Annotated in this window: 17 protein-coding genes and 1 pseudogene; 13 read left to right on the forward strand and 5 right to left on the reverse strand. The window is 72.2% G+C overall.

All coding sequences use genetic code 11. The features are described 5' to 3' along the window. Positions 1–161 precede the first annotated feature (161 nt). Positions 162–2,777 (forward strand): ComEC/Rec2 family competence protein, encoded by a 2,616-nt coding sequence (locus ACFYTE_RS20510; RefSeq protein WP_388712286.1) that lies wholly within the window; start codon positions 162–164, stop codon positions 2,775–2,777. Positions 2,778–2,868: 91 nt separating this feature from the next. Here the strand turns inward: ACFYTE_RS20510 and ACFYTE_RS20515 are convergent, their stop codons facing one another. Beyond that, the gene (locus ACFYTE_RS20515; RefSeq protein ID WP_388712062.1) at positions 2,869–3,972 is read right to left on the reverse strand and encodes a DUF4037 domain-containing protein; all 1,104 of its coding nucleotides are present in this window, start codon (positions 3,970–3,972) and stop codon (positions 2,869–2,871) included. A gap of 186 nt (positions 3,973–4,158) precedes the next feature. Beyond that, positions 4,159–4,811: pseudogene (locus ACFYTE_RS20520) on the reverse strand (NADP-dependent oxidoreductase); the annotation flags it as partial. Between the two features lie 58 nt (positions 4,812–4,869). Here ACFYTE_RS20520 and ACFYTE_RS20525 point away from each other — a divergent pair. From ACFYTE_RS20525 to holA, 4 genes are all read left to right on the forward strand, one after another. Next, positions 4,870–5,790: a LysR family transcriptional regulator gene (locus ACFYTE_RS20525; protein WP_388712065.1), complete on the forward strand. Its 921-nt coding sequence runs from the start codon at positions 4,870–4,872 to the stop codon at positions 5,788–5,790. Positions 5,791–5,975: 185 nt separating this feature from the next. Then, entirely contained in the window at positions 5,976–6,857 is an 882-nt protein-coding gene (locus tag ACFYTE_RS20530; protein ID WP_388712068.1) for a YceI family protein, read from the forward strand. 101 nt (positions 6,858–6,958) lie between these two features. Continuing rightward, the gene (locus ACFYTE_RS20535; protein ID WP_388712071.1) at positions 6,959–7,204 is read left to right on the forward strand and encodes a hypothetical protein; all 246 of its coding nucleotides are present in this window, start codon (positions 6,959–6,961) and stop codon (positions 7,202–7,204) included. Positions 7,205–7,984: 780 nt separating this feature from the next. Next, the gene (gene holA / locus ACFYTE_RS20540; RefSeq protein ID WP_388712074.1) at positions 7,985–8,974 is read left to right on the forward strand and encodes a DNA polymerase III subunit delta; all 990 of its coding nucleotides are present in this window, start codon (positions 7,985–7,987) and stop codon (positions 8,972–8,974) included. A gap of 186 nt (positions 8,975–9,160) precedes the next feature. Here the strand turns inward: holA and rpsT are convergent, their stop codons facing one another. Continuing rightward, positions 9,161–9,427 (reverse strand): 30S ribosomal protein S20, encoded by a 267-nt coding sequence (gene rpsT / locus ACFYTE_RS20545; RefSeq protein WP_095748610.1) that lies wholly within the window; start codon positions 9,425–9,427, stop codon positions 9,161–9,163. Positions 9,428–9,649: 222 nt separating this feature from the next. Here rpsT and lepA point away from each other — a divergent pair, with 222 nt between their 5' ends. The 4 genes from lepA (at position 9,650) to hemW (ending at position 17,084) form a co-directional block, all read left to right on the forward strand. Then, positions 9,650–11,518: a translation elongation factor 4 gene (lepA, locus tag ACFYTE_RS20550; RefSeq protein WP_388712077.1), complete on the forward strand. Its 1,869-nt coding sequence runs from the start codon at positions 9,650–9,652 to the stop codon at positions 11,516–11,518. 271 nt (positions 11,519–11,789) lie between these two features. Next, positions 11,790–13,661: an AMP-dependent synthetase/ligase gene (locus tag ACFYTE_RS20555; protein WP_388712079.1), complete on the forward strand. Its 1,872-nt coding sequence runs from the start codon at positions 11,790–11,792 to the stop codon at positions 13,659–13,661. Between the two features lie 218 nt (positions 13,662–13,879). After that, positions 13,880–15,799: a SpoIIE family protein phosphatase gene (locus tag ACFYTE_RS20560; protein WP_388712081.1), complete on the forward strand. Its 1,920-nt coding sequence runs from the start codon at positions 13,880–13,882 to the stop codon at positions 15,797–15,799. A 52-nt stretch (positions 15,800–15,851) separates the two neighbouring features. Beyond that, the gene (gene hemW, locus ACFYTE_RS20565; protein WP_388712083.1) at positions 15,852–17,084 is read left to right on the forward strand and encodes a radical SAM family heme chaperone HemW; all 1,233 of its coding nucleotides are present in this window, start codon (positions 15,852–15,854) and stop codon (positions 17,082–17,084) included. 13 nt (positions 17,085–17,097) lie between these two features. On the opposite strand, the gene ACFYTE_RS20570 is transcribed toward hemW, so the two are convergent. Beyond that, positions 17,098–17,907, reverse strand: coding sequence for a DUF3097 domain-containing protein (locus ACFYTE_RS20570; protein ID WP_388712085.1), 810 nt, complete (start codon positions 17,905–17,907; stop codon positions 17,098–17,100). A 34-nt stretch (positions 17,908–17,941) separates the two neighbouring features. Further along, positions 17,942–18,664, reverse strand: coding sequence for an MBL fold metallo-hydrolase (locus ACFYTE_RS20575; RefSeq protein WP_388712087.1), 723 nt, complete (start codon positions 18,662–18,664; stop codon positions 17,942–17,944). A gap of 297 nt (positions 18,665–18,961) precedes the next feature. Between ACFYTE_RS20575 and hrcA the strand changes: the two genes are divergently transcribed. The 4 genes from hrcA (at position 18,962) to ACFYTE_RS20595 (ending at position 23,088) form a co-directional block, all read left to right on the forward strand. Continuing rightward, entirely contained in the window at positions 18,962–19,978 is a 1,017-nt protein-coding gene (gene hrcA, locus ACFYTE_RS20580; protein ID WP_388712089.1) for a heat-inducible transcriptional repressor HrcA, read from the forward strand. Beyond that, positions 19,979–21,115, forward strand: a complete 1,137-nt coding sequence (gene dnaJ / locus ACFYTE_RS20585; RefSeq protein ID WP_388712092.1) for a molecular chaperone DnaJ — start codon at positions 19,979–19,981, stop codon at positions 21,113–21,115. 99 nt (positions 21,116–21,214) lie between these two features. Further along, positions 21,215–22,333, forward strand: coding sequence for a nitronate monooxygenase (locus ACFYTE_RS20590; RefSeq protein WP_388712095.1), 1,119 nt, complete (start codon positions 21,215–21,217; stop codon positions 22,331–22,333). Then, a complete protein-coding gene (locus ACFYTE_RS20595) occupies positions 22,330–23,088 on the forward strand; it encodes a 16S rRNA (uracil(1498)-N(3))-methyltransferase (protein WP_388712098.1) in 759 nt (252 codons plus the stop codon). Before ACFYTE_RS20590 ends, ACFYTE_RS20595 begins: the two co-directional genes overlap by 4 nt. Positions 23,089–23,468: the final 380 nt, after the last annotated feature.

The raw sequence follows: 23,468 nt of genomic DNA on the forward strand, positions 1-23,468 counted from the left end.
ACCAGCCGACCCCGCCTGAGTCCATCCCGCCTGAGCGGCCCCCGCCTGAGCGGACTGTTCCCGAGTGCACCGTGCCCGAGCTGACCCCGCCCGAGCGGACTGTTCCCGAGCCCGCCGTGACGGGAGGCGCCTCGCCCGCGGGCCGGGCCGACCGCCCCGCCGTGCACGCCGCCTCGGGGCGGCGGCTCGGCGCTGCGCACCCCCGTCAGGAGGGGCCGACGGACCTGCGTCTCGTGCCGCCCGCGCTGGCGGCCTGGGCGACGGCGGCGGTGGCACTGGACGCGTCGCCCTCGTGGACCGCGGGTGTCGCGGCCGGCGCTCTGTTGGGAACGGCCCTGCTGCTCCTGACCCGTGGGGTCGCGGCCGGCCGGCGCCGTGCGACGCGGCGGACGAAGGGCCCGCCCACGGGTCCCTGGCGGATGGTGCGCGCGCCCGCGTGGTGGACCTGGCCGCGCGCTTCGGTCGCCGCCGTACTGCTGTGCGTCGCCGCGGCAGCCGTGTCCGCCGGGCTGCACGGGGCGGACACGCGCCGCGGACCGGTGCCCGAACTGGCCCGCCGGTACGCCACGGTGACGGTGGAGGTACGGCTCGGCTCCGACCCCTGGCTCAGCAGACCACGGGTGCGGGGCGATCGCACCGCGCCGGCCGCCGTGCTGGCCCGCGCCGAGGTACGGCGCGTGGAGCGTGCCGACGGAACAGCCGTGACGACGCGGGCGCCGGTGCTGATGATCATCGATGCGGACGTCCCGGCACCGGCTCTGACGCATATCCATGGGCCGGCCCGGAGGGGCGTCCCGGAACCGTCACGCACCACCGGCGCCGACCCGTGCGGTGCGCGTTCGACCTGGCTGGCGCTGCTGCCCTCCACCCGGCTGCGGGTGAGCGCGCGGCTGGCGCCCGTGCTGACGGGCGGCGACGGGCTCGCCGCGGTGCTGCGCGTGACAGAGGAGACCGTGCCCGAGGTCGTGGGCGGGCCGAACGGGCCGCAGCGGCTGGCCGACCGGCTGCGGGCCGGGCTGCGCACGGCGACCGACGAACTGCCCGGGGACGCACGGGCGCTGCTGCCCGGCCTGGTCGTCGGGGACACCTCACGGATCACCCCGGAACTGGACGAGGCATTCAAAGCGACGGACCTGACGCACACGCTGGCGGTCTCCGGCAGCAACCTCACCATCCTGCTCGTCCTGCTCGTCGGACCGCCCGGCCTGGCCGCGCACGTCGAACGCCGCGGGATCGCCCCCCGCCTCGGCCTCTCGCTGCGGACCACGGCGCTGCTCGCGGGGGCGCTCACACTCGGCTTCGTCGTCGTGTGCCGACCCGATCCGAGCGTGCTGCGGGCGGCGGCCTGCGGAGCCGTGGCGCTGCTCGCCCTGGCCACCGGCCGCCGCCGGTCCCTGATCCCGGCGCTGGCGACGGCCGTACTGCTGCTGGTGCTCTACGACCCGTGGCTGGCCCGCAGTTACGGCTTCCTGCTGTCGGTGCTGGCCACCGGCGCGCTGCTGGTGCTCGCTCCGGGATGGAGCGCGGCGCTGCGCCGGCGCGGGGTGCCGCGGCGGGCGGCGGAGGCGTTGGCCGCGGCCGCCGCCGCGCAGGCCGTGTGCGCGCCGGTCGTCGCCGTGCTGTCGGCGCGGGTGAGCCTGGTGGCGGTGCCGTGCAACCTGCTCGCCGAGATCGCGATCGCGCCCGCCACGATCCTGGGGTTCGCGGCGCTGGCCATCGCGCCGGTGGCGATGCCGGTGGCGAAGGCGCTGGCCTGGTGCGCCAGTTGGCCGACCGACTGGATCGCGAGGGTCGCACGGACCGGGGCCGCGTTGCCCGGCGCAGGGGTGGACTGGCCGGGCCGCTGGACGGGGGCGCTGCTGCTGGCCGCGGTCACGGTGGCCCTCGTCTTCGTCGGGCGGCGGCTGGCCCGGCAGCCGTGGTGGTGCGCACTGTGTGCGCTGCTGCTTCTGCTGCTGGTGGTGGTGCGCCCGGCGCCGCTGACCCGGGTGATCACGGGCTGGCCGCCGCCCGGTTGGCGGTACGTGATGTGCGACGTGGGGCAGGGGGACGCGACGGTGCTCGCGGCGGGGGAGGGCAGCGCGGTGGTCGTGGACGCGGGCCCCGACCCCACGCTCGTCGACCGGTGTCTGCGGGACCTCGGCATCACCCGCATTCCGCTCCTCGTGCTCACCCACTTCCACGCCGACCACGTCGCGGGTCTGCCCGGTGTGCTGCGCGGGCGCTCGGTGGCCGCGATCGAGACGACGGGCTACGAAGAACCGACGGAGCAGGCCGAGTTCGTCAGGAGGGAGGCAGCCGGGCGGCACATTCCGGTGACCCGTGCCACGGCCGGGGAACAGCGACGCACCGGCCCGCTCGCCTGGCAGGTGCTGTGGCCGCGCCCGGGGCCGGAGCCGGACGGCCCCAACGACGCCAGCGTCACGCTGCTCGTGCGATCGGCCGGGCTGCGGCTGCTGCTGCTCGGCGACCTGGAACCCACGGCCCAGCGCGCGCTGCTCAGATCCCCGGCGGTGGCCGGGCTGACCGGCGTGGACGTCCTCAAGGTCGCCCATCACGGCTCGGCCTATCAGGACCCGGAGTTGATACGCGTCGTGTCTCCGCGGGTGGCGCTTGTGTCCTGCGGTGCGGACAATCCGTACGGTCACCCGGCGCCGGTGACCATGGCGGCGTTGCGGGCGGTGGGCGCGGTGGTGCTGCGCACGGACCGGGACGGGTCCCTCGCGGTCACCGGTTCAGGAGGCCCGTCCGGCGCCCTACGGGTGGCCCACGACTGAGCCCCCCGCGCTCCCGGCACCCCCGGCAGCGGGACCTGCGCGGTCCGGACGCCGGGAGCAAGCAAGGGAAACCGTTGTTCTGGCTCCACTCTCATGTGAGAGCGCGTGCCGCGGCCTGAAGGGCCTGGGGCCGGTTGAGCAGATCAGTGCTGTCTGCCCACTGGTCCACGCTTCCCACAAGGGCCAACGTCCGAAGGTCCGGGTCCGTGACCGTCTCCGCAAGAGCCTGCGCGAAACGCTCGGCGCGCAGAACCTGGAACGGGCGCGAGTGGTAGGGCCGCCGCTTCGGGTCCACCGGCGTGTGGAGCCCCGACGCGTTCTGCGAAGCAGCGACAACCTCGTAGGCGTCGCACAGGTGCGCCTCCCGGGTCCGGTGGTCTGTCGCTGCCAGCGCACCACGAAGAGCCGGCTTGAGCGACTTCGCCGCAGGCAGCTGGCTGAAGGCGCTGCCGAGCCACTTGCCGTAGGGGGCGTAGCGGCGCTCCAGCAGCAGGCAAAGGCGCATCAGATCACGCACCAGACGAGCGGCTACGACGGCCGAACCGATGTCGTCACCGACCTCAGCGCAGCGTCCCACGAACGCTTCTTCCTGCGAGATGCGTTGCCACTGGCAAGCCAGCAGATACCTCCATACCTGGCCCGGATACCACTCCAGCCGCCGCCGGACGTCGGTGAGAGTACCGAGCCCGTCATGGAACACCGCTCCACCCGTGGTCTCAGCAAGCCGCTGCTGCGGCATCGCCAGCCATTCACGAGTGGTCGGTTCCGCACCGGCGGAACGCACTCCGAGCCGCGCGGCCAGCCATTCGTCCACGTCGTACACGGCTACGCGATGGTTGACCGGGCCGTCGGTCAACTGCATACGCCCGACGGGATCCAGCGGATCGTCGCTCTCCTCGAAGTGGGTGGGCCAGCCTCGAATGTGCTTCGGCAGCTTTTGAGCCAAGGTGTGACGGATTGCGGCACCGTGCCGAGCGCGGTCCGCGGCGGTCAGGAAGATCTCCAGCCGCGGACCCCACTCATGATCTGCGGACCGCGGTGTGTCGAAGCCCAGCACCTCGGAACCGCTGCCGATCCGGGCGGCCGCGTGTCGCAGCCCGGGAAACGCCTCCCGGAGAATCGGCTCCACCGCCTCCTCGTAGAAGACCTCAGACAGCTCGACGCCAGGCATGAACGGGGCCCCGGAGATCGTCATGGCCCCACTGTGCTGGACGCACTCACCCGAGGCCACCGGTTATCCGAGCTGCCGGCCCCGCCCGGTCTCCGGCGCAGTGCTCCACGTGTATGTGAGTCGGTGTGGGACGGGCGGGGCTGCTGGAAGCGACCGCCGCGCTGTTCATCGCGCTGTGCGTGGGCGAGGGAGCCGATGTCCAGGGGATTCCTAAGCGGCGGTGAGTACGAGTTTGCCCTGGATGTGACCTCGGGCGGCGCGTTCGTGGGCCGCTCGGGCGTCCGCGAGCGGGAACGTGCTGTCGATCGCGACGCGGACCGTGCCCGAGTCGAGCAAGCGTCCCAGTTCGCCGAGTTGCGCGCCGTTCGAGCGGACCTGGGTGACGGAGACCGTGACGCCCAGCTTCGCGGTCTCTTCTTCGTCGAAGTCCCCGGGAAACACGGGGAACTGGGCGCCGCCGCGCTTGAGCGTGCGCAGGAAGCGACTGCTGTGGAGTCGATGAACTGCTCGGCGCCGAGTTCGCGCAGGAACGATTCATGCGCGCCCGACGCCACCGCGATGACATGTGCGCCCTGCCATTTCGCCAGCTGGACCGCGAAGTGCCCCACGCCGCCCGCGGCGCCGTTGACGAGCACCGTCGTCCCGGCGTCGAGTGCCATCGGGCGATGCCGTGCCTTCTGGAAGGGCGAGGGGTGATCGTGTCCGAGTTCGATCAGGAACTGCCACGCGGTGAGTCCGGCCATGGGCGCCCCGGCGGCGTGCACATGGTCGATGCCGGCCGGCTTGCGTGCGAGGTCCGACGCGGGCGCGGCCACGTACTCGGCGTATGCGCTGCCGTCGAAGCTGGGAAAACGCAGAAGACCGACCAGCCTTGTCGATCTCCGGTTTGGCGTCCGATACCTGCATCTATAACCTGAAAGAATGGATGTGGACACCCGGCTGCTGCGCTCCTTCGTCGCCGTGGCGGACACGGGGAGCCTGACGCGTGCCGCGGAGCGTCTGTTTCTCTCCCAGCCGGCGCTGACCAAGCAGATCAAGCAGTTGGAGACCCGGCTCGGGGTACGGCTGTTCACCCGGTCCCGGGCCGGGATGACCCTCACCGAGCCTGGTCGCACCCTGGCGGCGCGCGCTCCTGCGCTGCTGGCCGACTGGGACCGCTTGCTGCGGGAGACCAAGGGCACGGCCGACCGGGCGGCCCGTGTGCTGCGGGTCGGCTTCATGGCCAGCGCCGCCAACGAGGCGACCCAGCGCATCGTCGCGGAGTTCGCCCGCCGCCGGCCGGGCTGGCGGGCCGACATGCGGCAGTCCGCCTGGTCGGACCCGACCGCGGGGCTCGCCGACGGTGACACGGACGTCGCCCTGCTGCGGCTGCCCTTCCCCGGGCAGGACGCCCTGCGGGTGGCGGTGCTGTTCAGCGAGCCGCGCTGGATTGCCCTGCCCGCGGGACACCCCTTCAGCGGGCGCGACCTGATCCCCTTCCGGGACCTGTGGGACGAGCCGTTCGTGGCGGCACCGCCGGAATCCGGTGCCTGGCGGGACCACTGGCTGGCCGCCGACGAACGGGAGGGTCACCCGGTCCGCATCGGCGCCGTCACCGACCGGCCCGACGACTGGCTCGGCGCGGTCGCCAACGGCTACGGCATCGCCCTCGCCCCCGAATCCGCCGCCCGTTACTACGCCCGCCCGGGCATCGTCTACCGCCCCGTCAGCGGCGTCAGCCCCAGCCGGGTCGCCGTCGCCTGGGCCCCCGCCGACGACACCGACCCGGTCGTCCAGGACTTCGTCCGGTCCTGTCTGGTCACCAGACCCCCGCAGAGCGAGGGGAGTTTCCCTGGGCGTTGACTGTGCGAAATAGGAACCTGCTTGGCTAATTCGGTCCACAGATGATCAGTTGATGCCAGTCGTACGTAGTCCCATCACATGTGCTGGATTCCCGCGATGTGGGCGCGTGTTGCCTCGAAAGCCGCATCAGTGATCGAATGTATCTTCGGCAACAGTTGATGTCGAGGCGCACAGGGGTGTCGTAGATGTTCGGCCGCTGGCTGGGAAACCGAACCAACCGGGTGCACCGGGCGAGCCCACTCGCGGCGGTCCACACCCCACCCGACGCGGGAGTGCTCAGCTGCCGGGTGCTCGACCCGGTCCACGAGCCCGTCTCGCATGCGGAGTTCGCGGTCAGCGACGCCAGGGGGCGCACGGTGGTCACCGGCGGAACGGACCCCTACGGGTCGTTCGTGACGACGGTGCCGGCCGGCGAGTACCGGCTCGCGGTCTCCGCGGAGGGCTACACGCCCTACCGGGCGACCACGCTGGTCGGCGAGAACTCGCTGGCCTCGCTGGGCGATGTGACGCTCCAGGTCGCCCCGGGACCCGACCTGCCGACGCCGGGCGACTGGGAGATCGAGCCGACGCATTCCTCGATCGGCTTCACCGCGCGGCACATCGGACTGGCCCGGATCCACGGGCGGTTCAACACCTTCGCCGGGGCGGTGCGGATCGCCGATCCGGTGGAGCAGTCCGCGATGCATGTGGTGATCGACGCGGCGTCCATCGACACGAATGTGCGGATGCGTGACGACCATCTGCGCTCGGCGGACTTCCTCGACGTGCAGCGGTATCCGACGCTGGAGTTCTATAGCGAGCGGTGCGTGCACCGGGGCGGCAGCCGATGGGCCGTCACCGGCGCGCTGTCGCTGCACGGGGTGACGCGTACGGTCACGCTCGACACGCAGTACCTCGGGCTCGGCAACGGGATGGAGGGCGAGGTACGGGCCGCCTGCCGGGCCACGACGGAGCTGCACCGGGACGACTTCACCGTGAGCTGGCAGACGATGCTGGCGCGGGGGATCGCCGTGGTCGGGCCCAGCATCAAGATCGACCTGGACGTTCAGCTCGTGCCCAAGAGCTGACGTCCGAACCGGTCCTCCGTCGCCGCCGTCCGTCGCCGCCGTCCGTCGCCGCCGTCCGTCGCCGCCGGGCCGGTCACGCCGGGCTGCCGGACAATGGCTCCGTGAGCGATGTGAGACATGTGCTGGTGCTGCCCGACCGCGATGCCGCGCAGGAGGTGGCGGAGGCGCTAGCGGAGCGGTTCGGCGTCGCGGAGGAGCCCCGGCTGGTACGAGACGCGCTGGCCGGCGAGGACGACGCCGAGGACGCGCAGTGGCTCGTCGTCCTGCGGGACGCGGAACACCGGCTGGACCCGGCGGAGCTGGACGCGCTCGCGGGGGAGTGGGAGGGCTGGCGCGAGGAACCGTAGCCCCACGCCACCACCACGAGCCCAGGACCCACCACACTCCACACCGATGGCAACCCCCACCGGTTTTCGACACCGGCCCCCCGACACGGTTGCTGTCAACCCACCGGCTTCCGCCGCCTGCTGGCGGTGCTGTCGCCCCGACGGCTCTCGGGGCCTGCCTGCGGTGCCGCCGGCCCGACGACTCCCAGCACTCGGCACCTGGTTCCGACGGCACCCGCGCCCGGAGCCCAACACCGCCGGCATCTGCCCCCGCCATTCCGTCCCCCGGCACCCCACACCCGCGGCCCCCGCCGCCTTGGCCCCCCGGCTTCTGGCGTCCAGCCTCGGCTCTCGCCGTCTTGGCCCCGGCATCCGGTTTCCCGTATCCGGCATCGGGCATCCCGGCCCCCGTCGCCACGGCCAGGCTCTGGGCTCCCAACACCCCGCATTCGCCAACCCGAGTCCGGCATCCGGCATCGGGCCCAGCCGCCTCAGCCCCTGCTTCAGGCACTCCGCATCCGGCCCCGGCTCCCGCGGTCTTGGCCCAGGCTTCCGGCACCCGGCACCCGCCGCCCATGCCCCCGGTCCTCGGCACCTGGCTCGGCCTCAGGCACCCGTATCTGGGCCCTGGCCCGGCTCCAGGCACCCGTATCTGGCCCCTGGCCCCTGCCGTTCCGAGCCAGGTTTCAGGCTCCCGGCCTTCAGCCGCCGCCTACACCCCCGGGTTCCGCGGCCCCCGTGCCCGGTCGCCGGGGCTGTTCGGGGGCCTCGTTGTCAGTGGGGCGTGCGATGCTTGTCGCGATGGCCAGAAAGACCGCTCAAGACGACCCTCTCGCCCCGGTGACGCTTGCCGTGGGCCAGGAGGACCTCCTGCTCGACCGTGCCGTGCGGGAGGTGGTGGCCGCCGCCCGGGCCGCCGACGCCGACACGGACGTACGTGATCTGACACCGGACCAGCTCCAGCCCGGCACGCTCGCCGAGCTGACCAGCCCGTCGCTCTTCGCGGAGCGCAAGGTCGTGGTCGTACGCAACGCGCAGGATCTTTCGGCCGACACGATCAAGGACGTGAAGGCGTATCTGGGGGCGCCGGCCGAGGAGATCACGCTCGTACTGCTGCACGCGGGCGGAGCCAAGGGCAAGGGGCTGCTCGACGCCGCGCGCAAGGCGGGGGCGCGGGAGGTGGCCTGCCCGAAGATGACCAAGCCGGCGGACCGACTCGCCTTTGTGCGCGGCGAGTTCCGCACCCTCGGCCGGTCGGCGACGCCCGAGGCGTGCCAGGCGCTGGTCGACGCGATCGGCAGCGATCTGCGGGAGCTGGCGTCCGCGGCGGCGCAGTTGGTCGCGGACGTCGAGGGGACGATCGACGAGGCCGTCGTCGGGCGGTACTACACGGGCCGGGCCGAGGCGTCGAGCTTCACGGTGGCGGACCGGGCCGTCGAGGGGCGTACGGCGGAGGCGCTGGAGGCGCTGCGGTGGTCGCTGGCGACCGGGGTCGCTCCGGTGCTGATCACCAGCGCGCTGGCGCAGGGCGTGCGGGCGATCGGAAAGCTGTCGTCGGCGCGGGGCGGGCGGCCTGCCGACCTCGCCCGGGAGTTGGGGATGCCGCCGTGGAAGATCGACCGGGTGCGGCAGCAGATGCGCGGGTGGACGCCCGACGGAGTGGCGACGGCCCTGCGGGCGGTGGCCGAGGCGGACGCCGGAGTGAAGGGGGGCGGAGATGATCCCGAGTACGCGTTGGAGAAGGCCGTGGTGACCATCGCCCGAGCCGCACGCTCAAGAGGCCGGGGGTAGCCGGCCCGGGACAGTCGAAGGCCCCGCCGTGCTGCCCTGGGGAAGGGCGGCGGGGCCTTCGGATCGAGATGGTTGAACTCGCACCCGCGTGGCGAACGCAGGCCGCGTACGAGTTCGGGGTGCCGGGTGGGAGCGGATGAGAGAGGGCCCGCTCTTGGTCCTTCCGGCGGTCAAGTCGGAGCTGACTCAGCCCTTGAGGGAGACGACCTTGGAGGCCAGGGCCGACTTCTTGTTGGCGGCCTGGTTCTTGTGGATGACGCCCTTGGAGACGGCCTTGTCGAGCTGGCGCGCAGCCGCGCGCTGGTACTCGGTGGCCTTCTCGACGTCACCCGCGGCAGCGGCCTCGCGGGCCTTGCGGATCGCGGTCTTCAGGGAGGACTTGACGGCCTTGTTGCGCAGCCGGGCCTTCTCGTTGGTCTTGATCCGCTTGATCTGGGACTTGATGTTCGCCACGAATGAGCCTTTTCAGGTTCTGGTACGGGCCCCCAACGGGTCCCGCGCCGATGATCTCTTGAGGTGTGGCCCCGCGCCGAGAGGGCATGAGGCACAGCCACTCACGGTACCAGTGGCCCCGCGGCCAGCCCAAACCCGTGCACGGTCCCCGCCCGTGGGACCATGGAGGCTACGTATCGATCCGACCCGAGGCATAAGGCGCCTCAAGAGACAGGACCCTGCGTGCCCGCGACCCCTAACAATGTGCCCGAGCCGAGCCGTACCGCCCCGGCTCTGATCCGCAACTTCTGCATCATCGCGCACATCGACCACGGCAAGTCCACGCTCGCCGACCGGATGCTCCAGCTGACCGGCGTGGTCGAGCAGCGGCAGATGCGTGCTCAGTATCTCGACCGCATGGACATCGAGCGTGAGCGTGGCATCACGATCAAGTCCCAGGCGGTGCGTCTGCCGTGGGCTCCCAGCCACGACCCGGGCAACACGCACATCCTCAACATGATCGACACCCCCGGGCACGTCGACTTCACGTACGAGGTCTCGCGGTCGCTCGCCGCCTGTGAGGGGACCATCCTCCTCGTGGACGCCGCCCAGGGCATCGAGGCGCAGACCCTCGCCAACCTGTATCTGGCGATGGAGAACGACCTCACGATCATCCCGGTGCTGAACAAGATCGACCTGCCGGCCGCGCAGCCCGAGAAGTTCTCCGAGGAACTGGCGAACCTGGTCGGCTGCGAGCCCGGCGACGTGCTCAAGGTCTCCGCCAAGACCGGCCTCGGCGTCGAGGCGCTGCTGGACAAGGTGGTCGCCGAGATCCCGGCCCCGGTCGGCGTCCAGGACGCTCCCGCCCGCGCCATGATCTTCGACTCGGTCTACGACTCCTACCGCGGTGTCGTGACCTACGTCCGGGTCATCGACGGTCAGCTCAACAAGCGCGAGCGGATCCGGATGATGTCCACCGGCGCCACCCACGAGCTGCTGGAGATCGGCGTCAGCTCGCCCGAGATGCTGCCGGCCGACGGGCTCGGCGTGGGCGAGGTGGGCTATCTCATCACCGGTGTGAAGGACGTCCGCCAGTCCAAGGTCGGTGACACGATCACCAGCCAGTCCAAGGGCGCCACCGAGGCGCTTGGCGGCTACAAGGACCCGAAGCCGATGGTCTTCTCGGGCCTTTATCCGCTGGACGGCTCCGACTATCCCGACCTGCGCGAGGCCCTGGACAAGCTGCAGCTCAACGACGCCGCGCTGGTCTACGAGCCGGAGACCTCCGCCGCCCTGGGCTTCGGCTTCCGCGTCGGCTTCCTGGGCCTGCTGCACCTCGACGTGATCCGGGAGCGCCTGGAGCGTGAGTTCGGCCTCGACCTGATCGCCACCGCCCCCAACGTGGTCTACCGCGTGATCATGGAGGACGGTGTCGAGCACGTCGTGACCAACCCGAGCGAGTTCCCCGAGGGCAAGATCGAGGAGGTGTACGAGCCGGTCGTGCGGGCCACGATCCTCGCGCCCACCGAGTTCATCGGCGCGATCATGGAGCTGTGCCAGACCCGGCGCGGCACCCTGCTCGGCATGGACTACCTGTCCGAGGACCGCGTCGAGATCCGCTACACGCTGCCGCTCGCGGAGATCGTCTTCGACTTCTTCGACCAGCTGAAGTCCAAGACCCGCGGCTACGCCTCGCTCGACTACGAGCCCACAGGCGAGCAGAGCAGCTCCCTGGTCAAGGTCGACATCCTGCTGCACGGCGACAAGGTCGACGCCTTCTCGGCGATCACCCACAAGGACCAGGCGTACGCGTACGGGGTACGGCTGGTCGCCAAGCTCAAGGAGCTGATCCCGCGGCAGAACTTCGAGGTGCCGGTGCAGGCGGCCATCGGCTCCCGGGTCATCGCCCGCGAGACCATCCGCGCCATCCGCAAGGACGTCCTCGCCAAGTGCTACGGCGGTGACATCTCCCGCAAGCGGAAGCTGCTGGAGAAGCAGAAGGAAGGCAAGAAGCGGATGAAGATGGTGGGTTCGGTGGAGGTTCCGCAGGAGGCCTTCATCGCCGTGCTGTCCAGCGATGACAGCGCGGGGTCGGGCAAGGGCAAGAAGTAACCGCCGGCGCGTCGGGTCCGCCGGCAAACCGGGACCAACGGGGGTCCGCCGTGTGAAAGTGCGGCGGGCCCCTACGCGTGCGTAAGGTCGCTCTCTGTAGGAAGTGACAGGCCGCCGCCCCTTACGCGTCGGCGGGTCGGGCTCTACTCTGATCTCTGCTCGATAGTTACTCGCGGGTTAAACAACGCCGGGCGGCGGCCCGGGCGCGCGGCCCGCGGGTGCACCCAGCCGCACTGAGCCAGCCGCACCGCCGCGGGCCCCGGAGGATGTCGTGAGCGACACACAGACACTGATCGAGAACCGTCCGCCGTCCGTGGCGAACCTGTTCCTGGAGCGCGTCGCGGCCACACCGGACGCCGAGGCCTTCCGCTACCCGGTGCCCCCCGCCGGTCAGGGTCCCGACGACTGGAAGTCGCTGAGCTGGGCGCAGGCGGCCGAACGCGTCTACGCGATCGCCGCCGGCCTCATCGAGCTGGGCGTCGAGCCCGAGCAGCGTGTCGCGCTCGCCTCCTCCACCCGGGTCGAGTGGATCCTCGCCGACCTCGGCATCCTGTGCGCCGGCGCCGCCACCACGACCGTCTACCCGCAGACCAACACCGACGAGTCGGCGTTCATCCTCGCCGACTCCGAGAGCCGGGTCCTGATCGCCGAGGACGCCGCCCAGCTCGCCAAGGTGCGGGAGAAGCGCGCCGAACTGCCCGCCCTCACCCATGTGGTGGTGCTGGACGCGGCCGGCGTGGAGACCGGTGACGGGGTGCTCACCCTGGCCGAGCTGGAGCAGCGCGGCGCCGCCCGGCTGGAGAAGAGCCCCGAGCTGGTCAAGGAGCGGGTGGCGGCGATCACCAAGGACCAGCTGGCCACCCTCATCTACACCTCCGGCACCACCGGCCGCCCCAAGGGCGTGCGGCTGCCGCACGACAACTGGTCGTACATGGCGAAGGCGACCGCCGCGACCGGGCTGATCAGCGCCGAGGATGTGCAGTACCTGTGGCTGCCGCTGGCACACGTCTTCGGCAAGGTGCTCACCTCCGGCCAGATCGAGGTCGGTCACGTCACCGCGGTGGACGGCCGCGTCGACAAGATCATCGAGAATCTGCCGGTCGTCCAGCCGACGTACATGGCGGCCGTGCCGCGCATCTTCGAGAAGGTCTACAACGGAGTGGCCGCCAAGGCCCGCGCCGGCGGCGCCGCCAAGTACCGGATCTTCCAGTGGGCGGCCGGGGTCGCCCGCGAGTACGCCAAGGCCAGCCAGGACACCTTCCGGCGCACCGGCACCGCCGGCGCGCCGTTCGGCCTGACCGCCAAACACAAGGTCGCCGACGCGCTCGTCTACGCCAAGATCCGCGAGGCCTTCGGCGGCAGGCTGCGTGCCTGCATCTCCGGTTCGGCCGCGCTCGCGCCGGAGATCGGCTACTTCTTCGCCGGCGCCGGCATCCACATCCTGGAGGGCTACGGCCTCACCGAGTCCTCCGCGGCCTCCTTCGTCAACCCCGGCGAGGCCTACCGCACCGGCACGGTCGGCAAGCCGCTGCCCGGCACGGAGGTGCGCATCGCGGAGGACGGCGAGATCCTGCTGCGCGGACCCGGCATCATGCAGGGCTACCACAAGCTGCCCGAGAAGACCGCCGAGGTGCTGGAGCCCGACGGCTGGTTCCACACGGGCGACATCGGCGAGCTGTCCCCCGACGGCTATCTGCGCATCACCGACCGCAAGAAGGACCTGATCAAGACGTCCGGCGGCAAGTACATCGCGCCCACCGAGGTCGAGGGCCAGTTCAAGGCCGTGTGCCCGTACGTCTCCAACATCGTCGTGCACGGCGCCGACCGGAACTTCTGCACCGCGCTCATCGCCCTCGACGAGGCCGCCGTCATGGCGTGGGCGAAGGAGAACGGCCTGGCGGACATGGCGTACGCCGATGTCGTGGCCGCGCCCGCGACGGTCGCCCTCATCGACGGGTACGTCAAGGAACTGAACGAGGGGCTGCAGCGGTGGCAGACCATCAAGAAGTTCCGGCTGCTGCCCCGCGACCTGGACGTCGAGCACGGTGAGCTGACGCCGAGCCTGAAGCTGAAGCGGCCCGTGGTGGAACGGGAGTACAAGCACCTGATCGACGAGATGTACGACGGCACGCGCGAGGCATAGCGCTTACGCCCCGCTGGCTCTTACGCCCCGCCCCCTTTGCGGTTGTGGCCGTTTCTGTCCGACTTCGAGCACACCCGTCGCATCCGTATCACGGATCTCCCGCAAGGCGGGCCAGTTCGGTAACTCGGCGCTTATGGACGCGATCCGTCTGTCACCCTGTCGGCAACGACTGAGGCCTGCCCGAGGCCTGACCGACCGAACCGCTCGGGGAGCTGGCAATGGGGGCCATACCGATGCAATGGGAGACCGTTTCCCATGGCTTCGAGCCGTCCGCGCATCCGACCGCGCCCGCGCACGAAGACGCGCACGAGGGCGCGGCCCTGCGCACCCGGTCGCGCGCGACCCTGCCCGGCAGCCCCCTCGCGCCCAGTGCCGCCCGGGCGCTGGTGGGCAGCGCGCTCGCCGAGTGGGCCGAACTCGGCCGCATGACCTGTGCGCGGCTCGCCGACGACGTCATGATCGTGGTCAGTGAACTCGTCACCAACGCCGTCGTCCACGCGGGCACCGCGGTGGAACTGATCTGCCGGCTGGAGGAGGACGGCGCCGTCGTCGTCGAGGTCGGCGACCACCACCCCTCGCGCGCGCCGCGCGACAGCGTGGCCGAATCGCCGTACGAGGTACCGGAGTACGGGCGCGGGCTGCGCCTCGTCGCCACGCTCGCCGAGTCCTGGGGGGTCACCTACCGCAGGGGCGCCAAGACGGTGTGGGCGCGGCTCTGCGCTCAGGACGCTCCGGCGCCCGACGGGTTCGAGACGTACACCGAAGTACGCGAACTGGCCGTCGCCGAGGTCCTGGCGCCCGAGCCCCACCGGGCCGGGCGGGGCCGCGACTGGCTCGGCCGCGGCGCGCTGTCCTTCCTGGCCGAGGCGTCCGACCTGCTCGCCGGGCAGCTCGACGAGGGCCTGGTCGCCGCGCTCACCGGGCAGCTGATCGTGCCCCGTCTCGCCGACTGGTGCGCGGTGTGGCTGGAGGACGAGTCCACCGGCCGCGGCGGCTGGGCGGACGGCACGGGCCTGGCCGGACCGCGGCTCGCCCGGGTCTGGCACGCGAGCGAGAACCACATCGAGGAACTGCGCCGCAGGCTGGAGAAGGAGCCGCCACGCCCCCGGGACGGCCTGCGCTCCGGACCCGAGCCCTACCCCTGGCCCGCCGAGGCCTTCGGCCCGCGGTCCGGCGACGGCGCGGCGCTCGCCTACCGGCTGATCGCGGGCGGCCGGCCGCTGGGCACACTGGTCATCGGACGGTCCGGTCTCGACCGCTTCCCCGACGAGATCACCGGACTCGTCGAGGACCTGGCCCGCCGCGTGGCCCTCGCCATCGGCGCGGCCCGCCAGTACGCGCGGCAGGCCACCATCAGCGCCGTCCTGCAACGCGGGCTGCTGCCCGGCGCGGTCGCCGAGATCCCGGGGATGTGCAGCGCCCTCGTCTACGAGCCGTGCGACCAGGGCGGGCCCAGCGGCGACTTCTACGACCTGTTCCCGGCCGGCGACGGCCGCTGGTGCTTCGCGATCGGCGACGTCCAGGGCAAGGGCCCCGAGGCCGCCGTGGTGATCGGCCTGGCCCGTCCCTGGCTGCGGCTGCTGGCCCGCGAGGGCTACCGGGTCGCCGACGTCCTCGACCGCCTCAACCAGCTCCTGCTGGACGACGCGACGGAGGCCGCGGACGCGGCGGCCCGTGCGCTGGTCGCGGCCGGTGCCCGGCCCGTGGGCCCCGGTGACGGCCCGCAGAACCGATTCCTGTCCCTCCTCTACGGCGAACTGGTCCCCTTCGACGGCGGCGTCCGCTGCACCCTCGCCTCGGCCGGCCATCCGCTGCCGCTGGTCCTGCGGCCCGACGGCGGCGTCCGCACGGCGGCGCAGCCGCAGACCCTGCTCGGTGTCATCGAGGACGCCACGTACACCAGCGACACCATCGAGCTGGGGCCGGGCGACAGCCTGCTGTGCGTCACCGACGGGGTGACCGAGCGCCGCTGCGGCTCCCGCCAGCTCGACGACGGCGACGGGCTCGCGCGGGCGCTGGCCGACTGCGCCGGGCTGAGCGCCGAGCTGATCGCGGAGCGCATCAGGCGACTGGTACACGACTTCGGCGACCAGCCCCCGGAAGACGACCTGGCCCTCCTGGTACTCCAGGCGGAATGACCACCCGGCCCGGAACCGCGGGACCACTTCGAGGTGCTGGACAATGGGGGGTATGCCTTCTGTGCTTCCCGATGGTGAGCCCGTTCCCGCTGACGGTGCGTTGCCCGCGTCCGCGCTCTCCGGGGCCGCCGACCGGCCCCTCGGGTTCTACCTGCACGTCCCGTACTGCGCGACCCGCTGCGGATACTGCGACTTCAACACCTACACCGCCACCGAACTGCGCGGCACGGGCGGAGTGCTCGCCTCCCGGGAGAACTACGCGGACACCCTGGTGGACGAGATCCGCCTGGCCCGCAAGGTGCTCGGCGACGACCCGCGCGAGGTGCGCACGGTCTTCGTCGGCGGCGGCACGCCGACCCTGCTGGCCGCGGACGACCTGGTACGGATGCTGGGCGCGATCCGCGCCGAGTTCGGGCTCGCCGCGGACGCGGAGATCACGACGGAGGCGAACCCCGAGTCGGTCGGCCCGGCCTATCTCGCCACCCTGCGGGAGGGCGGCTTCAACCGGATCTCCTTCGGCATGCAGAGCGCGCGACAGCACGTGCTGAAGATCCTCGACCGCACCCACACCCCGGGCCGCCCGGAGGCGTGCGTTGCGGAGGCGAGGGCGGCGGGCTTCGAGCATGTGAACCTGGACCTGATCTACGGCACGCCGGGGGAGTCGGACGACGACTGGCGGGCATCGCTCGGCGCGGCCCTCGGCGCGTTCCCCGACCACATCAGCGCGTACGCCCTGATCGTCGAGGAGGGCACGCAGCTCGCCCGCCGCATCCGCCGCGGCGAGATCCCGATGACCGACGACGACGTGCACGCGGACCGCTATCTGATCGCGGAGGAGACCCTGGTCGCGGCCGGTTTCGACTGGTACGAGGTGTCCAACTGGGCCACCTCCGCCGCCGGCCGCTGCCTGCACAACGAGCTGTACTGGCGCGGCGCCGACTGGTGGGGCGCGGGCCCCGGCGCACACTCCCACGTGGGCGGGGTGCGCTGGTGGAACGTGAAGCACCCGGGGGCGTACGCGGCGGCCCTGGCGGCGGGCCGCACGCCGGGTGCCGGGCGGGAGATTCTGTCCGACGAGGACCGCCGTGTGGAGCGGATCCTGCTGGAACTGCGGCTGCGGGAGGGCGTACCCCTCGAACTCCTCCGGGAGGCGGGCCTCGCGGCCTCGCGCCTGGCGCTGACGGACGGGCTGCTGGAGCGGGGGCCGTACGAGGCGGGGCGCGCGGTGCTCACGCTGCGGGGGCGGCTGCTGGCGGACGCGGTGGTACGGGATCTGGTGGACTGAGCGTTGCCGCCCGTCAAACGGTACCGCCGGCCGTGACGAAGTCGATCAGTTCCTCCACCCGGCCCAGCAGCTCCGGCTCCAGGTCCTTGTAGGACCGTACCCGCGACAGGATCCCCTGCCATGCCGCACCGGTGTTTTCCGGCCAGCCGAGCGCCCGGCACACGCCCGTCTTCCAGTCCTGGCCGTGCGGTACTTTCGGCCATCCGGCGATGCCCAGGGACGACGGCTTGACCGCCTCCCAGATGTCGATGTAGGGGTGGCCGACGACCAGCGCGTGCTCGCTGGTCACCGACTCGGCGATGCGCCACTCCTTGGTGCCGGGGACCAGGTGGTCCACCAGGACGCCGAGCCGCGCGTCCGGACCCGGCGCGAACGAGGCGACGATGGCCGGCAGGTCGTCCACGCCCTCCAGGTACTCCACGACGACGCCCTCGATGCGCAGATCGTCGCCCCACACCTTCTCGACCAGTTCCGCGTCGTGCCGCCCCTCGACGTAGATCCGCCCGGCACGGGCCACGCGCGCGCGTGCGCCGGGGACGGCGACCGAACCGGACGCCGTACGGGTGGGCCGTACCGGAGCCGCCGACGGGCGCACCAGCGTCACCGTCCGGCCCTCCAGCAGGAAGCCGCCCGGCTCCAGCGGGAAGACACGGTGCTTGCCGAGGCGGTCCTCCAGGGTGACCGTGCCCGCCTCGCAGCGGATCACCGCGCCGCAGAATCCGGTGCCGGGCTCCTCCACCACCAGGCCGGGCTCGGCCGGGACCTCGGGGACGGGCCGGGGCTTCTTCCACGGCGGGGTCAGGTCCGGTGAGTACTGGCGCATTCGGATGACGATAGGAGAAAGCCTGGGCGGACGATCACGACACGCCGAAACGCGCCGCCAGTGCGTCCCGCTGCCCGCGGACGAACGCCGCGTCCACCACCGCCCCGTGACCGGGCACGTACAGCGCGTCCGGGCCGCCCAGGGCGAGCAGCCGGTCGACGGCGGCGGGCCAGCGGGACGGTACGGCGTCGGGGCCCGCCTGCGGCTCCCCGGACTCCTCGACCAGGTCGCCGCAGAAGACGACCGCCGGGTCGCCGGGGACCAGCACCGCCAGGTCATGGGCCGTGTGACCGGGACCCACGTCCGCCAGCAGCACCCGCCGGCCGCCGCCCAGGTCCAGCGTCCGCTCGCCGCGGACCGGGTGGCCGGGGCTGGCCAGGGCGCGTGCCGCCTCGGCCGCGAGCCGTGCGTCCAGGCCGTGGCGGACCCCGTCCCGGCACAGTCCGTCCCGCTCGCGGGCGAACACCGCGTCCATGCCGACCGCGGCGTACACCTCGGCCCCCGCGAACGCCGCCGCGCCGAAGACGTGGTCGAAGTGGGGATGGGTGAGCGCGAGATGGGTCACACCGCGGCCGGCGATCCGCTCGGCCCGCGCCCGCAGCCGGGCGCCCTCAGCGAGGCTGGACCCGGCGTCCACGACGAGCGCCGCGCTCGCCCCGAGGACCAGTCCGGCCGTACAGTCCCAGCCCGGCAGCCGGCACCGCCCCACCCCGGGGGCCACCCGCTCCCAGCCCGCCTCTTCCCAAGTCGCCGTCATACGGCGACGCTAAGCGCTCCGCTGGGCATGCCGCGATATGCCGTCGGTCGTCTGCGGCACCGTCGTGGCTGGTCGCGCAGTTCCCCGCGCCCCTTCGGGGCGCTGTCGAACCGCAGCGGACTTCACTGGACCTGCTCAGCGCCGGGAGCCGCCGGGGACGATCCGGTGGGACCAGCCTTGCCCGGGGTGTACCCCACGGCCGTACACTGGGGCGGGGAAGCTGGCACTCGCCTGCTCAGAGTGCCAGGCGAAGGACCCGAAGGGTCGCGGGGACGACTTGCTGGAGGTGGACGCGCGATGCTGAGCGAACGCAGGCTTCAGGTGCTGCGTGCCATCGTCCAGGACTATGTCGGCACCGAGGAACCGGTGGGTTCGAAGGCGCTCACCGAGCGGCACAACCTCGGCGTCTCCCCGGCCACGGTCCGTAACGACATGGCGGCCCTGGAGGACGAGGGGTTCATCGCCCAGCCGCACACCAGCGCGGGGCGGATCCCCACCGACAAGGGCTACCGGCTGTTCGTGGACAAGCTGGCCGGCGTGAAGCCGATGACCGCGCCCGAGCGGCGCGCCATCCAGAACTTCCTCGACGGCGCCGTCGACCTCGACGACGTCGTGACGCGGACGGTGCGGCTGCTCGCGCAGCTGACCCGGCAGGTCGCCATCGTGCAGTACCCGTCCCTGACCCGCTCGACCGTGCGGCATGTGGAACTGCTCTCGCTCGCCCCCGCGCGCGTGATGCTCGTGCTGATCACGGACACCGGCCGGGTCGAGCAGCGGATGGTCGACTGCCCGGTGCCGTTCGGCGAGACGGCCCTGGCGGATCTGCGCGCGCGGCTCAACAGCCGGGTCGCGGGCCGCCGCTTCGCGGACGTGCCGAGCCTGGTCGAGGATCTGCCGGAGGCCTTCGAGGCCGAGGACCGCGGTACGGTCTCGGCGGTGCTCTCCACCCTCCTGGAGACGCTGGTCGAGGAGAACGAGGAGCGGCTGATGATCGGCGGCACCGCCAATCTGACCCGCTTCGGACATGACTTTCCCCTCACGATCCGGCCGGTCCTGGAGGCGCTGGAGGAGCAGGTGGTGCTCCTCAAGCTGCTGGGCGAGGCCAAGGATCCGGGCGTGATGGTGCGTATCGGCCACGAGAACGCCCATGAGGGACTCAACTCCACGTCCGTGGTGTCGGTCGGCTACGGTTCGGGCGGCGAGGCAGTCGCCAAGCTCGGCGTGGTCGGACCGACCCGCATGGATTACCCGGGAACGATGGGAGCGGTACGCGCAGTGGCACGGTACGTCGGACAGATCCTGGCGGAGTCGTAGGTGGCCACGGACTATTACGCCGTTCTCGGCGTGCGCCGCGACGCGTCGCAGGAAGAGATCAAGAAGGCTTTCCGGCGGCTCGCACGCGAGCTGCACCCGGATGTCAACCCCGATCCGAAGACGCAGGAGCGCTTCAAGGAGATCAACGCCGCCTACGAGGTGCTGTCGGACCCGCAGAAGAAGCAGGTCTACGACCTCGGCGGCGACCCCCTCTCGCAGGCCGGCGGCGCCGGCGCGGGCGGCTTCGGGGCCGGCGGCTTCGGCAACTTCTCCGACATCATGGACGCGTTCTTCGGCACGGCGTCGCAGCGTGGGCCGCGCTCGCGCACCCGGCGCGGCCAGGACGCCATGATCCGTATCGAGGTCGAGCTGGACGAGGCGGCCTTCGGTACGACGAAGGACATCCAGGTCGACACGGCCGTCGTCTGCAAGACCTGCAACGGCGAGGGCGCGGCGCCGGGCACCACGGCCCAGACATGTGACATGTGCCGCGGGCGCGGTGAGGTGTCGCAGGTGACGCGGTCCTTCCTGGGCCAGGTCATGACCTCGCGCCCGTGCCCGCAGTGCCAGGGCTTCGGCACGGTCGTGCCGACGCCGTGCCCGGAGTGCGCGGGCGACGGCCGGGTGCGTTCGCGCCGGACCCTGACGGTGAAGATCCCGGCCGGTGTCGACAACGGCACCCGCATCCAGCTCGCGGGCGAGGGCGAGGTCGGCCCCGGCGGCGGGCCCGCCGGCGATCTGTACGTCGAGATCCACGAGCTGCCGCACAGCACCTTCCAGCGCCGCGGCGACGATCTGCACTGCACGGTGACGATCCCGATGACCGCGGCGGCCCTCGGCACGAAGGTGCCGCTGGAGACGCTGGACGGCATGGAGGAGGTCGACATCCGTCCGGGCACCCAGTCCGGCCAGTCGATCCCGCTGCACGGCCGGGGCGTGACCCATCTGCGGGGCGGCGGCCGGGGCGACCTCATCGTGCATGTCGAGGTCCAGACCCCGAGCAAGCTCGACCCCGAGCAGGAGCGCCTGTTGCGCGAACTGTCCAAGCTGCGCGGTGAGGAACGCCCCCAGGGCCAGTTCCAGCCGGGACAGCAGGGTCTGTTCTCCCGGTTGAAGGACGCGTTCAACGGTCGCTGACGTCGGCTGCGGTCGGCCCCCGGGGCGTCGGTTGCCGGGGGTCTATGCCAAGCGGAGGCCGGTTTCGGACTTGTGCGCAGGGCGTGACAACATGCGGTCATGTCATCCCCACTGACCGATCTCTGCCCACATCCGATCGTGCAGGCCCCCATGGCGGGCGGTGTCGCCGTCCCGCAGCTCGCCGCCGCCGTGTCCGAGGCGGGCGGGCTGGGGTTCCTCGCCGCCGGGTACAAGACCGCCGACGGCATGTACCAGGAGATCAAGCAGTTGCGGGGGCTCACCGGCCGTCCCTTCGGGGTGAACGTCTTTCTGCCCCAGCCCGAATATCCCGGTGCAAGCACCGGCGCCACCGGAGCGGCCAACGCCGCGCCCCCTTCTGGCGCCGTCGAGGTGTACGCGCACCAACTGGCCGGCGAGGCCGCCTGGTACGAGGCCGAACTCGGCGACCCGGACAGCGGCCGGGACGACGGCTACGAGGCCAAGCTGGCCGTGCTGCTCGACAACCCCGTGCCGGTGGTGTCGTTCCACTTCGGCGTCCCGAGCCCGGAGGCCATCGGCTCGCTGCGCCGGGCCGGCACCTTCACCCTGGTCACCGCGACCACCGCGGAGGAGGCCCTGGCCGTTGAGCGGGCCGGCGCCGACGCGGTGATCGCCCAGGGCGTCGAGGCCGGCGGCCACCAGGGCACCCACCGCGACATCCCGGAGAACGACGGCTCCGGCCTGGGGCTGCTCGCCCTCGTCGCGCAGGTCCGCGAGACCGTGGGCATACCGATCGTCGCCGCCGGCGGCATCATGCGCGGCAGCCAGATCGCCGCGGTCCTCGCGGCCGGCGCCGACGCCGCCCAGTTGGGCACCGCGTTCCTCGCCACCCCCGAGTCCGGGGCGTCCGACCTGCACAAACAGGCCCTGACCAGCCCCCTGTTCGTCCGTACGGAGCTGACCCGGGCGTTCTCCGGCCGGCCGGCCCGCGGCCTGGTCAACCGGTTCCTGCGCGAGCACGGCCCGTACGCGCCCGCCGCCTACCCCGAGGTCCACCACCTGACCTCGCCGCTGCGCAAGGCCGCCGCCAAGGCCGGTGACGCGCAGGGCATGGCGCTGTGGGCGGGCCAGGGCCACCGGATGGCCCGCGACCTGCCCGCCGGACGGCTCGTGCAGACCCTGGCGGCCGAACTCGACGCGGCCAGGGCGGCGTTGTCGGCCGGGGGCGACGTGCGATGACGGCGCCGGTGTTCGTGGTCGACTCGCTGGACGGCGTGGGCGTGCCCGGCGGGGAGTTCGTGCTCGACGGGCCGGAGGGCCGGCACGCGGTGTCCGTGAAGCGGCTGCGGCCCGGCGAGGACGTCGTGCTCACCGACGGGCGCGGGCGCTGGACCGAGGGCGTGGTCAAGGCCACCGAGGGCAAGGACCGCCTGGTCCTCATGGACCTGGAGAGCGTGGTCGAGGAGCCCGTGGAGCAGCCCCGGATCATCGTCGTCCAGGCGCTGCCCAAGGGCGACCGGGGTGAGCTGGCCGTGGAGACCATGACCGAGGTCGGCGTCGACGCCGTCGTGCCCTGGCAGGCGGCCCGCTGCATCACCCAGTGGAAGGGCGACCGGGGCGTGAAGGCGCTCGCCAAGTGGCGTGCCACCGCCCGTGAGGCCGGCAAGCAGTCCCGTCGGGTGCGCTTCCCGGAGATCGCGGACGCGGCCACCACCCGGCAGGTCGCCGCGCTGCTCGCCGACGCCGACCTCGCCGTCGTGCTGCACGAGGACCGTGACCGCGGCAGTGAGCCGCTGGCCACCGCCGAACTCCCCGCCGAGGGCGATATCGTGCTGGTCGTCGGGCCCGAAGGCGGCGTCTCGCCCGAGGAGTTGGCGCTCTTCGCCGAGGCGGGCGCGCAGCCGTACGTCCTCGGGCGCACGGTGCTGCGCACATCGACCGCCGGAACCGCCGCCGCGGCCCTCCTCCTGGGCCGCACCGGCCGCTGGTCCTGACGCCCCGTCGCCCCGGTCCCCCACGAACAGTCACCATGCCCCACGGGGCACTGCTCGACGCTCCGTCGGCCCCTCCCGGCCGGGCCTCACGCGAAGAGTTGCTGGGCTGCGGTGGATGGTGGTCGTGACGGCCGTCGGCTTTTCCTCGGCCGGGTTTGTGTGAAGAGTTGCCGGGCCGCGCCGGGCGCTGCTCGATGGTCTGTGGGCCGCTTCTCGGGCGGGGTTTGCGCGATGAGTTGCTGGGCTGCGGCGGGTGGTGGTCGTGACGGCCGTGGGTTCTTCTTCGGCCGGGTTTGTGTGAAGAGTTGCCGGGCCGCGCCGGGCGCTGCTCGATGGTCTGTGGGCCGCTTCTCGGGCGGGGTTTGCGCGATGAGTTGCTG

This window comes from Streptomyces sp. NPDC004629 (assembly GCF_042873595.1).
Classification (GTDB): Bacteria; Actinomycetota; Actinomycetes; order Streptomycetales; family Streptomycetaceae; genus Streptomyces.